The 11583-nt window shown below is 44.4% G+C and carries 11 protein-coding genes; 4 read left to right on the top strand and 7 right to left on the bottom strand.

Annotation, left to right across the window (positions count from 1 at the left end; genetic code table 11):
• Positions 1-296, top strand: a 296-nt coding sequence (locus G541_RS0102200; RefSeq protein ID WP_027826350.1) for an IS30 family transposase, incomplete at its 5' end; no start/stop codon positions are given.
• Between the two features lie 82 nt (positions 297-378).
• Here G541_RS0102200 and G541_RS0102195 read toward each other — a convergent pair.
• The 3 genes from G541_RS0102195 to G541_RS0102185 all read right to left on the bottom strand — a co-directional run bounded on the left by G541_RS0102195 (position 379) and on the right by G541_RS0102185 (position 2633).
• On the bottom strand, positions 379-855 hold the full coding sequence (locus tag G541_RS0102195; protein ID WP_009551258.1) for a universal stress protein: 477 nt from the start codon (positions 853-855) through the stop codon (positions 379-381).
• Between the two features lie 98 nt (positions 856-953).
• Positions 954-1862: a CPBP family intramembrane glutamic endopeptidase gene (locus G541_RS0102190; protein WP_027826349.1), complete on the bottom strand. Its 909-nt coding sequence runs from the start codon at positions 1860-1862 to the stop codon at positions 954-956.
• Positions 1863-1892: 30 nt separating this feature from the next.
• Entirely contained in the window at positions 1893-2633 is a 741-nt protein-coding gene (locus G541_RS0102185) for a deoxynucleoside kinase (protein ID WP_027826348.1), read from the bottom strand.
• Positions 2634-2799: 166 nt separating this feature from the next.
• Between G541_RS0102185 and G541_RS0102180 the strand changes: the two genes are divergently transcribed.
• Positions 2800-3276 (top strand): nucleoside 2-deoxyribosyltransferase, encoded by a 477-nt coding sequence (locus G541_RS0102180; protein ID WP_035162713.1) that lies wholly within the window; start codon positions 2800-2802, stop codon positions 3274-3276.
• An 88-nt stretch (positions 3277-3364) separates the two neighbouring features.
• On the opposite strand, the gene G541_RS0102175 is transcribed toward G541_RS0102180, so the two are convergent.
• The 3 genes from G541_RS0102175 to G541_RS0102165 form a co-directional block, all read right to left on the bottom strand.
• A complete protein-coding gene (locus G541_RS0102175) occupies positions 3365-4618 on the bottom strand; it encodes a tyrosine-protein kinase domain-containing protein (protein ID WP_027826346.1) in 1254 nt (417 codons plus the stop codon).
• A gap of 7 nt (positions 4619-4625) precedes the next feature.
• A complete protein-coding gene (locus tag G541_RS0102170) occupies positions 4626-5609 on the bottom strand; it encodes an LCP family glycopolymer transferase (RefSeq protein ID WP_027826345.1) in 984 nt (327 codons plus the stop codon).
• Between the two features lie 224 nt (positions 5610-5833).
• Entirely contained in the window at positions 5834-6127 is a 294-nt protein-coding gene (locus G541_RS0102165) for a hypothetical protein (RefSeq protein ID WP_027826344.1), read from the bottom strand.
• Between the two features lie 209 nt (positions 6128-6336).
• On the opposite strand from G541_RS0102165, the gene G541_RS0102160 reads away from it, so the two are divergent.
• Both G541_RS0102160 and G541_RS0102155 read left to right on the top strand, forming a co-directional pair.
• Positions 6337-8406, top strand: coding sequence for a KUP/HAK/KT family potassium transporter (locus tag G541_RS0102160; protein WP_009551272.1), 2070 nt, complete (start codon positions 6337-6339; stop codon positions 8404-8406).
• Positions 8407-8527: 121 nt separating this feature from the next.
• Positions 8528-10288, top strand: a complete 1761-nt coding sequence (locus G541_RS0102155) for a glycerophosphoryl diester phosphodiesterase membrane domain-containing protein (RefSeq protein WP_027826343.1) — start codon at positions 8528-8530, stop codon at positions 10286-10288.
• A gap of 284 nt (positions 10289-10572) precedes the next feature.
• On the opposite strand, the gene G541_RS0102150 is transcribed toward G541_RS0102155, so the two are convergent.
• A complete protein-coding gene (locus G541_RS0102150) occupies positions 10573-11553 on the bottom strand; it encodes a glycosyltransferase family 2 protein (protein ID WP_027826342.1) in 981 nt (326 codons plus the stop codon).
• Positions 11554-11583: the final 30 nt, after the last annotated feature.

The raw sequence follows: 11583 nt of genomic DNA, 5'->3' as shown, positions 1-11583 counted from the left end.
GAACTAATCTCAAGACACTGACGGTTGATCACGGGAAAGAGTTCGCCAACTACCAATCAATTGAGAAAAATACCGGCGTGCCGTTGTACTTTGCCCATGCTTATTCTCCGCATGAACGTGGTAGTAATGAGAATCGTAATCGAGTGTTACGGCGATTTATTCCTAAGGGTCAGCCAATTGAAGAGATTAGTGATGATGAATTGATTCAGATTAACTGGTATCTGAATTCACGGCCACTCAAATGTTTGAACTGGCGAACTCCAATTGAGATCTTTTTGCTTAATCTGCGTCATTAAATTTGTTCAAGTTATTTATTGCAATCTACCTTACAATTAAAAAGGTGGTTCACCTTTTTTAGGCAACCACCATTCAATCTAACTATTTAGTTTCGTTATTTCCTTTGCAGGTCAAAACATCACACAGTGCTTCGCGTGTCACATAAGCAGCGACAGACCCCATCATAACCCGCTCGATAAAGTTACGTCCGGTATAACCTAGGACGATCAGGTTACTCTTGTATTCTTGAGGGAACTCACGCGCTATAATGCGCTTTGGATTGCCAAAGCGCAAATGAACGTAAACTTGGCTATCATCCAAGCCTTTTTCCTCAACAATTTCCTTCCGCAAGCGTAGCATCTCTTGTTCGGCTTCTTGTTCAATCTCATAGATCCGTTCGCCATCCAAGGCTACACCAGCGCCCCCATATTCTAGAGTATTGAGATCCAAAACCCGCAACACATCTAATCGAGTTGTGGTTCCCTTCACTAGGTTCACCGCATCTTCCAATGCATAGCGTGACCCTTGGGATCCGTCAACAGCAACCAAAATACGTTTGTAATTCATCATGTAAGCCATTATCCTCACCTCTCGACTAGATAACTCTAATATTAAACCCTTCTAATATTATGATATGTGTTTTCTAGTGAAACTGCAAGGACGATCCGCTGCAAATGCTAGATCCTGTCTAGCCCCATGACGATTGAAATGACACATAAAACATAGGCCACTCCTGCAGGCCAGTTAAGTAAGCTCCAGGTCAGATAGTGGGGTGGAATAACGTTGGCTTGAAGCCAGCTTTTGATTTGGCTAGCATGGCGAATTAAAAAGACCAGGCTACCCACTGCCATCACCAGCATAAACATTGAGCTGACTGCATTAATAGCGCCACCCCAGTGAACAGCAAGGATCGAAACTACTTGTCCAAACGCGTTGTTACAAAAGTGAACAAAGATCGACCACCGCAAACCGTAAGTCAGCGCCGTATAAGCTAACAACAAACCTAGGCAAAAAGCAAATGGTGTCTGGGCAATATTCATATGGTAGATTCCAAAAAAGAATGCCGTAACAAACACAGCTAACTTTTGGCTGTACTTGCTGAAATAGTGGAGCAAGTAACCCCGAAAAATAAACTCCTCGAAAATTGGTGCAACCACAGTGACATAAATAATCATCGACAGTGAATCTTTACCGTTGGCAGAAGCAGTTTCTAGTTGCGCTCTGGTTGTCAAACCAAATACCTGGAAAATATGCTCAACCAAGTTACTCCAAATCCCAAAAAACATATTTGCCAGCATTATCAGGGCTAAAAGAGTCACAATCGTTCTGGCAGTCGGCTTACGCGGAATAGTTCGAATTTGCTGCCAGATCGCTCGCTGGTCAATTTTGCTGGTACCAATGAAAATTACTAACAAGCCAGCTGCTACCCCGAGGTAGTATGGGATCCCTGAACTCATCGCAGTAGAAATCGAAGAAAAAAGGCGCCATGAAAAGGAAGCTACTGCCTGGAAAACAATAATATATCCGAGCATTAATGCTAAAGCATGGCGTGCTTCTTTCTTATACTGTACATCTAACATTTCCATCAATACCGCCCTCTTTTCTTAGGTATTTTCTTAAGATTGCAAAAACTCTTGGTGCTTTTGTTGGTAGCGGGCAAAGTCAGCCTCAGTCAAATTACCCAGTTCCACCAATTTATTTTCAATTGTTTCTAAGACTGCCACCCGGTCATGCTTGTTAGCCATGAAGTCATACTTGTCCCCATCAATGATCAGTAAAGGTGAGTAACTATATTCTTGCATCCAGATGTCATAGTGTTTCAGCAAACGGTGATAGTAGTCGCTCAAGGAAGGATCTAATTCCACCTGTTCATATTTTCGGCCCCGCTTTTTGATCCGGTTAAGCATGGTTTCATAAGAAACTTTGATCGTAATCATCAAGTCAGGTGATTTCTTGTGGGCAGCCAGGGGTAGTTCTTCCATCATATTATTGAGCAGGCTCTTGTAGATGTCATATTCCACCTGGGTAGCATTGCCCAGTTCGGTATTCATTTTCATAAAAATCTCGTCTTCATAGATCGACCGGTCTAAGACATTATTGTCATTTTCCATAGCTTTCTTGATCATCGCAAAGCGGCGATTCAAAAAGAAAGTTTGCAATAAATATGCGTATGGGTTGGTGGCTTCGGCATCACCGGCCGCCCGTTTCTTGGCAGCAATCTCATTCCCCTTATAAAAAATAGGTAAAACGGGGTTGTCTTTAACTGGTTCATAATATGCTGTGGTTCCGAGTTCTTCAGCCAAGATCTTGGTCAAGCTTGACTTCCCAGAACCAATAATCCCTGATAACGTAATCAAAATGATAGAAGCATCCTTTCGTTTGATTTTAGCTAGTCGTTTTTTACAATAACATACCTAATAATACTAGGAATCCCATTGAAAATAAAGCAAAGATTCTTTATCTTGTAGATAGGATTTAACATCCCACTACATCTTGTAAAATTATTAATAAGGATTGAATACTATGCAACAAAAATCTGTTTACTTAGCTGCTCCCTTTTTCAGTGATGGGCAACACACCCGTATCAACCAAGTTGTCACTGCTCTCCAGCAAAATCCTACGATCGGTGAGATCTTTCTTCCAGAAAAACATCCTTATTCGCAGGAAGAATTTGGTTCACTTGGCTGGCAGGATGCTACCTTCCGCCTCGATGTTAACCACATCTATCAGGCTGACATCGTCGTCGCTATTGCGGACTACAAGCTAGAAGAAGCCGACAATGAGATGGATTCAGGTACTGCCTTTGAAGTTGGCTTGGCCTACGGAACTCATACCCCGGTAGCGGTCATTCAGTTTGATCCTAAAAAAGAGATCAACTTAATGATTGCCCAAAGCCTGACCACTTACTTTGATCTCAGTCAGGACCACGGTTTGCAAAAGCTGGCAGAATATGACTTCAACGTTATGCTACCACAGCGGGCTAGCCGGCCAATAATTTAAGCTTAGTGCTGGGTAAAGATAGCAAAAGAGCTGCGAGAAAAATTCTCACAGCTCTTTTTTATGCCCTCACGGCTATCAATAGCTAATGTTATTTTTCACTATTCATGACGTAACCCAAAACAGTAGCTTTACCTAAAGCTAAGGCTGCCATTGCTTCTCTAATGTCGTCTACGGTAGTAACATTGTTTTGAACTACCATCACTGTTCCTGTGACACAGGCTACCCATTCCCGTGCACTGGCATCAGTTGTTAATGCTGGAGTTACTACCACAACATGATCAAATTGACCGGTTAGCTTTTCTAATACTTTTTGCATAGTATCCCGATCAAACTTGCTTTCCTGATCAGCGGCTAATGCTTTACCTGCTGGTAATAATTGCAGGTTTGCAGTAGTCGTGGCAACTGGCACCAGGTCGTCAGCAGTAGTCATTTCGTTCAAACCACTGTCTGCTGTCACCCCTAAGCGTTGAGCTAGTTGCGGATGACGCAAGTCCCCATCAACTAATAGGACTTGCTTGCCTTTTTTAGCCCACAATTCAGCTAGGTTGAGGGCCAAATCAGCTTGACCAATGTTTCCCGCTGGTGCAGTCACCACCAAGGATTTACCAGTGTTGACCAAATCAACATTAGCTTGAATAATCCGTGTGTTTTCAGGTTCAGCTCCTGCTTGCCCCATGCGACCCAAGTCAGTTAAACCAAGTTTGGCAACTGCTCGGGAACTCCGGATCTTCTTATCAGTCAGATCCAATACAAAGGCTAAAGCAAAACTAACAATGAAACCACCAGCTAAGCCTAAGACAAGCCATTTCAAACCACCTTTATGGCCTCCACCCATTTTTTTAACTTGTGGGGTCGCATCGATCTTTTCAATTTGATATCCGTTAACCGTATTCTTGTATTCCTTCTGGAAGGCCTTGGCTACATAACGGGCAAATAATTCTGATCTCTTAGGATTATCAGTTTGAGCACTGATAACCAATACTTGGGATTCTTCTTTGAAGTCTACCATGATAGCACGCCGTAAATCATGAGTTACAACATCGTGCATTCCATCCCGCCGTAAAGCCTTTTGGGCCTTATGTAATAAACCTTCATTACTTGCTAAGTCACGGAACGTTCCCATCACGTGAGCAGGGTTTACTGCTTCGACTTTAGTAGGCTGATTTTTTTGATTAATCAAAACTTGCACGCCAGCAACATATTGCACTTGTTCCTTACTTGCGTGCGCTTTGTATGCTCCTAAACCGCCACAGACAACAGTGACTCCCACAATCATTATCCAGTAACGCTTCAATAAGCGCCACAACCATGTGTAGTCAATTTGTACTTCTGGTGCATCCATTTGTTCCTTACTCCTCACTCAATGTTACTTTTGATAGGCCCAAGGATTGGCGTAATTCATTACTTACCCGTTGCCGTTCAGCTAATGAAACAACTTCATAGGAAATGCCATTAATGTTAGCTGACTTCCCTTGAGCATGATCTGATTTAACGTTACCAACGGCCCCCCGGTAATGTGCTGCCAGTTGGGTCATGTTGCTCATAGTCAAATCAGTTTGTGCCATGCTTGATACAGAATCTAAGAAATCATTGTTCAAGATTGACTTATATGATGCTGACTCCTTAAGCAGGGCCATGATGACTAAACGTTGCCGTTGTTGCCGCCCATAGTCCCCTTGGGGGTCTTCATGCCGCATCCGGCTGAAAGCCAAAGCTTTGGCACCATTCATCTCAGTTGCTTGTCCTTCAGTGAAACTATATCCGTCATAACTAAAGGTCAACGGTGAAGTAACTGTGACCCCACCTACTTGGTCAATTGCCTTTTCCAAGCCTCCCATGTTAACCAATAGATAACCGTTGATTGGCACATGGAAATAATCTTTGACAGTGTTGATTGCTTCCTTAACTCCACCATAAGTATAAGCAGCATTGATCTTAGCCGGGGAATTCTCTGAGTCACCGGCAAGGTTTACCCGCATGTCACGCGGAATGCTGACAATCGTTGTCTTTTTCTTTTGCGGGTTGACTGTCATCACCATCATGGTGTCGGTCCGCCCCTTATATGAGCGACCCAAAGCCCCCGTATCAGTCCCTAACAGTAAGAAACTAACGGGTTTTCCGTCCCCTAATTTACTCGACAGCTCAGCGCTAGAAGTAGCCCCACTTGGGGTATACATCTTCGAAGTGGCATTGCGGACGTTCATCCAGGCTTTGCCAGCAAAGAACAAAGCAATGAGCACTAAGACCCCGATCACACCCCAGAACCACCGTCCCCAGTGGTGTTTCTTTTGGGGGTGTCGCGGACGCCGATATTCTTGTTGTTCCGTATCCATAATTTTCCTCCGTATGGGTGGTTTTTCTCCTCAGCCACCAGCATTAACCAACTTTAAAATACACTTGTACAAACCTTAATATTAGCGGGAAAGAGACAGTTTTGTCAATATTTCATCCTATAAAAAGAGGCAATCTCAACAACGGTGAGAATGCCTAGCAGTTCAGTTAGTATTCACTTGTTCATTAGCTCCTGTTCCAAGTGCTAGTTGTAGTTATATATCCCTTAGTTTAAAAAGGTATAGAAAAACCACAACCCACCACAGGTCAACGCTAATTGCACTACTGCAACCAGGAGTTCAGCTAGCTTATATTGTGCAACCGCATTGCGGTCAACTAGATACCGGACAATAGTTTCCCCAATAAATGCCGGCCCAGCACTCCACATGATAAAGTACAGCGCTGCAACGAAACTATTCGCAACGATCAACATATACAAAACAGCTAGCCCTGCAAACGCTAATGTCAACGGATATTCACGCATTATTTCTCCCATCCTTTGTGAACGCGTTGGAACCATCAGTCCACCTCTTTCTTCTTTTTCCTCAGTCTATAATAACGGTTGGGGACGAGATTTTTCATCTTTTTCGTGCAATTTTAGTAAAAGTTAACCATCTTTTGACTACTCACTCCCGATAAATTGCGCTTCTACTTGGTTTTTTCGGCGCAAAGTGCATTAACATGTTATAATCACTGGTAAGATTTGGAGAAAATATGGAGGCATTTATCATGGATGCTAAATCACTCAATAAAATATCGTTAGCAGGGATGCTGGTAACACTCGGAATCGTCTACGGCGATATCGGGACCTCCCCTCTCTACGTTATGAACGCGATCATCAATGATGCTGGCGGGATGCGCAACGTCACTCCTGAATACATCGTTGGTGCAATTTCACTTATTTTTTGGACATTAATGCTCATCACTACTGTTAAGTATGTCTTGATCGCAATGCGCGCCGATAACAACGGTGAAGGCGGGATCTTCGCCCTTTATGCCCTAGTTCGAAACTACGGCAAGTGGCTTGTTTTACCAGCTCTGATCGGGGGCGCAGCCCTCCTCGCTGATGGAACTTTGACTCCAGCAGTGACGGTCACTTCGGCCGTCGAAGGGTTGAAAGGTAAAGACTTTAGTTTCTTTAGTTTTCCTAACTCGCAGATGTTGGTCCTCCTGATCACTACCGGAATTTTGCTGGCTCTCTTTATGGTGCAACGCTTTGGGACAGGGTTCATCGGCAAGGGCTTCGGTCCGATCATGATCCTGTGGTTTGGCTTCTTGGCTATTGCTGGGGTGGCTAATATCCACCGACACCCCGAAGTGATTGCTGCCCTTTTGCCTCACCATGCCATTGCCCTTTTGTTTAGTCCGCATAACAAAGCCGGAATTTTTATCCTCGGGGCTGTTTTCCTAGCAACAACTGGGGCTGAAGCGCTCTACTCTGACATGGGACACGTGGGTAAACGAAACGTTTATGCAACATGGCCGCTGGTGCTGACAGCATTGACCCTCAACTACTTGGGTCAGGGGGCATGGATGATGGACAATATTTCCAACCCGAAGTTTAGTGGTACCCGGGCAGTCAACCCTTTGTATGCAATGCTACCTAGTCACTGGCAACTACCCGCCATCATCATCGCCACTTTGGCAGCGATCATTGCTTCCCAAGCATTGATCACTGGGTCTTACACCCTAGTCAGCGAAGCCATCGGGTTGAAGTTCTTGCCGCGGATGATTGTTAAACACCCTAGTGACGTCCGCAACCAGATCTATATTGGTGACATCAACTGGATCCTTTGTATCATCACCCTTGGCGTTGTTTGGTTCTTCAGAAGTTCAGAAAACATGGAAGCAGCCTACGGGTTGGCAATCACTATTACCATGTTGATGACAACCGTCTTGTTATTTGAATATATCGAACACCACATCAGCCGGGCTCTTGCCATCCTGATGAGTGCGTTCTTCCTCACTATCGAAACTATCTTCTTCATCGCTAGTGTTGTGAAGTTCGTCCACGGTGGGTATGTCACTTTCTTGATTCTGTTGGCAATCTTAGCCGTAATGTACATCTGGTACTTTGGGAACAAGCGTCGGGACGCATACGAAGCAGAAAGCGAATATGTATCCCTCAAAGATTTCATCCCTCAATTAACCGAATTGGCTAATGACGAAGATATTCCTCTGTATACAACCAACTTAGTTTACATGACTAAGGTCAAAGACAACTACCGGATCAAGCGGTCTGCAATGTACTCCATTCTCGACAAGGGACCAAAACGGGCCCAGGTTTATTGGTTTGTGACAGTCAACGAAACTGACAAACCATTTGAAAGTAACTACACTGTTGATATGTTGGGAACTAAAAACATCGTCAATGTCCAGCTCTACCTTGGTTTTCGGCGGACACAGAGTGTTTCTGTTTACTTGCGGCAAGTCGTTAACAACCTGATCAACCAGGGAATTTTGCCTCCGCAAACGCCGAAGTATTCCACGATGAAAGACCGGAAGGTGGGGGGCTTCAGGTTCGTTATTGTCAATGAGGAACCAGCTGACCTGACTACTTCAGATATCAAGCCAGCTGATCGGCGCTTGATCGCTGCGCGGATCTTCCTTCAAAACATCACTGCTTCTCCGGTTGCATGGTACGGACTGGAGTTTAGCAATGTGGTCGAAGAATCAACCCCGCTTTTCATTAACAAAAACCACCATGAATACATGGTGCAGCGTAAGATCTATAATGCCAAAACGAAGCGGCGTCCGGTTCCAAAGCCTGACCTATTCCGCCACAATAAAAAGAAATAACCTGGCGTAAGCGCCCATAAGGCTCAAAAGCAGCAGTAACCTGTTTTTGAGTCTTCTTTTTTATTTTCAAGCGCAAATTAGCTATGATAGACATAGTTATTTAACATTAGGGGGAACAATCATGCCATACACAACTATCCGACAATTTAATGCTGAGTTTCGCACTCACTGGTGGAACTACGTCCTGCTCTTTACTGGGATCAGTATCGGGCTTGAAGTGATCTTTATTCCCTTCTTTCGTTTGTTAGCGACCTACCTCCTCCACCTCGGTCAGGTCCCGGTCTTCACGTTGACCAATATTACCATGCTGATCACCCAGCACCCATGGGTTTCCTTGGCTTTAGTTGGAGAATTGCTCCTGATCTTGATCGTCGGCTACTGGCAGTTCGCCTTTTTACTCTTGGGAATTCAGGCTATCCAGCAACGCCGTTTTTCCTTCGGAAGTATCCTGGGTGATTCATGGTGGGCTGTCCGGCGACTCCGCCCAGCGGCCCTCCTCGTTCTTCTGGGCTATATTTTATTACTCCTCCCCGGTGCTAGCTTTGTCTTTAAGACCCAACTATTCGCTAAGGTGCATGTCCCTGGGTTCATTTTAGACTTTATCTTTAGTGGTCCCTTAATGGCAACTGCTTATAGCGTCTTGTTTATCGGCGCAATGTTCATCGGTCTCCGCTTAGTTTATGTCCTCCCCCTGCTAATTTTGGATCGGCGTTCTGCCAGCCAGAGTATCAAAACTAGCTGGCAAATGACCAGTCGGGGACAGTGGTGGGTACTGCTTAAGCAAATCTTGGGTGCTGCTTTGCTCCTGGGATTAATGCTGGTAGCAGTGATTGTCATCGTGATTATCGCCCAAGTGGGATGGGATCGGTTACCACAGCCTTTTCCCCTCTATTTGGCAACCGTAGGCCTGACTATCATGGAAGTGGGACATAGCCTTTTGGAAATGTGGTTTTCTGTGGTAACTCTTTCTTTGGTAGCCGCCCCCTTTAGCAGTCCGGGGTATAATTTTAGTTTCTCCCAGCCACCGCGGGGAAAAATGACCAGCTTAGTTGTTGGGGCCTTAATTATTCTTGGGCTTTTAGCGATCCCCAGCAATTATTTCTACCTCAAAAATAGTGGTGGGGCCCGTCCTCTATTGATCTCCCACCGCGGGGTTGATGACCATAACGGGGTCCAAAATACCATCCCGGCCCTCAAGCGGACCGCCAAAGAACATCCCGATTACGTAGAAATGGATATCCACGAAACCAAAGACCACCAGTTTGTTGTGATGCACGATGAAAACCTCAAAAAGTTAACCGGGGTTAACAAAAGGCCCCACGACCTCACTTTGGCACAATTGACCCGACTGACCGCCCGCGAAGACGGACACGAAGCACCCGTGGCAAGCTTTGACCAGTACCTAACAGCAGCGGAGAAGCTCCACCAAAAGCTCCTAGTCGAAATCAAGACTACCCCTGCTGATTCACCCCAGCTAGTGCATAACTTCTTGACTAAGTATGCTCACCGCCTTCAGCGCGATCACTATGAGCTTCACTCCCTGGACTACGGGGTAGTCCAACAGGTTCGCCACCATGCACCTGCGCTCAAGATCGGATATATCCAACCGTATAACCTGACTTATCCTAATACCAACGCTAGTTTCTATTCGATGGAATACTCAACCCTGGATGATAGCTTTATCCTCCTGTCCGAACTCCACCACCAGCCGGTGTACGTCTGGACAGTTAACAGTTCCGACAGTATGCAACGGATGCTTTTCTTGGGTGTCAATGGTGTTATTACGGATAACCTTTCCGAATTACGGGATGAACTAAAGGACTACCACGACCCCAACTATACGATGCGGATCCTCAATTATTTGAATAATTTTGAAGGTTAAAAATCTGAATAATTAATTTACTACACAAAGCAGTTTTTAGATGAAACTACATCAATAGGAACAACAAAAAGCACTAGAAATCAACGCTTTCAGTAACGTAGTTTCTAGTGCTTTTTGAATTTTTAGACTTTTTTATAACCTTGGTCTTTATTCACTAATGTTTCACAGATAAGGGGAAAATAACCACCAGTCGCCGCACTTTAAGCCAACAGTCGTCTTGACTTAGGTCGACGACTTGCTGAAAAAATTATTTTCTATTCACCTTTTTATAATAATCATTATTTTTAAATGGTAAAATATCGTAATTTTAGCACCAGGTATGTCAACCGATCACGTAAAGATAAACTAGGCTCTACTTTCCGATAACTCCACCGTAGTTTAGCAAGTAAAGCTGTCCGTTCTTCTGGCATATCCTTTAGTAGCCAACGGTATTCCTTCAACAAACGATAAACTAACCGGTAATACCACATAAGGAGCTGAGGATTTTCTCCCATAACTGCATAACAAGTTTGATATTTCCGTTCCAGCATATATTGCAAATCTTCAAAACCTTGCAATGTCTTGCCACTTCTGTTTTGATCAATAATTGATCCTGGCCGGTCTACCCGATGACAGTAGCCCAAGGGGGCCATATGCAAGAGACAAGCCCGCCGTGCCTTAGTAAAAAGTTGAGCCGTGTAGTCTTCATCCTCAAACAAACGTCCGGTAGAAAAACGGACATCACCGATAAATTTCCGCCTCGTAATATAGGACCAGGCTGTGGTTTCGATCTTATATGGTAACAAGCGTTGTAACAACTCATCCCGATCGATCACCTCCTGGGCGGTTACTGTGGTTTCCTGTCGCCACTCTGGTTCGGTATTCCAGGCAAAATTGCTCGTATTGGCGCAAACAATATCAATATCTGTCTTTTGAATAGCTGCCATCATGTTCTTCAAAAAATCGTGAGGTAATAAGTCATCAGGATCAAAATAATAGATATACTCCCCCTGTGCGTTTTCTAACCCCACGTTTCGTGCAGCCGCTACCCCTTGATTGGTTTTATGTTGAATAATATAAAACCGTGGGTCTTCATGAGCAAACTTCTGAATCACAGCTAGCGAATCATCAGTGCTTTTATCCTCCACTAAAATCGCTTCAAAATCGGTAAAGCTTTGTTCTTGTAAGGACTGCAACGCCGCAGCAACGTAGTCTTGAACATTATAAATTGGAACAATGACCGAGAGTAATGGCTTTGAATTAGCCATCACATTCTTATACCCCATAGTAAAATTCCCTCGTACTCTAACTCAAAT

The organism is Ligilactobacillus saerimneri DSM 16049, from assembly GCF_000423265.1.
GTDB lineage: Bacteria > Bacillota > Bacilli > Lactobacillales > Lactobacillaceae > Ligilactobacillus > Ligilactobacillus saerimneri.
Note: the sequence above shows the minus strand (reverse complement) of the source record. Positions and strands in the feature narration are given on the sequence as shown.

Coding starts and splice junctions, on each gene's coding strand:
- G541_RS0102195 (WP_009551258.1), bottom strand. CDS start 855: ATGGCTTACATGATGAATTACAAACGTATTTTGGTTGCTGTTGACGGA.
- G541_RS0102190 (WP_027826349.1), bottom strand. CDS start 1,862: ATGGAAATGTTAGATGTACAGTATAAGAAAGAAGCACGCCATGCTTTA.
- G541_RS0102180 (WP_035162713.1), top strand. CDS start 2,800: ATGCAACAAAAATCTGTTTACTTAGCTGCTCCCTTTTTCAGTGATGGG.
- G541_RS0102175 (WP_027826346.1), bottom strand. CDS start 4,618: ATGGATGCACCAGAAGTACAAATTGACTACACATGGTTGTGGCGCTTA.
- G541_RS0102170 (WP_027826345.1), bottom strand. CDS start 5,609: ATGGATACGGAACAACAAGAATATCGGCGTCCGCGACACCCCCAAAAG.
- G541_RS0102165 (WP_027826344.1), bottom strand. CDS start 6,127: ATGGTTCCAACGCGTTCACAAAGGATGGGAGAAATAATGCGTGAATAT.
- G541_RS0102160 (WP_009551272.1), top strand. CDS start 6,337: ATGGATGCTAAATCACTCAATAAAATATCGTTAGCAGGGATGCTGGTA.
- G541_RS0102155 (WP_027826343.1), top strand. CDS start 8,528: ATGCCATACACAACTATCCGACAATTTAATGCTGAGTTTCGCACTCAC.
- G541_RS0102150 (WP_027826342.1), bottom strand. CDS start 11,553: ATGGGGTATAAGAATGTGATGGCTAATTCAAAGCCATTACTCTCGGTC.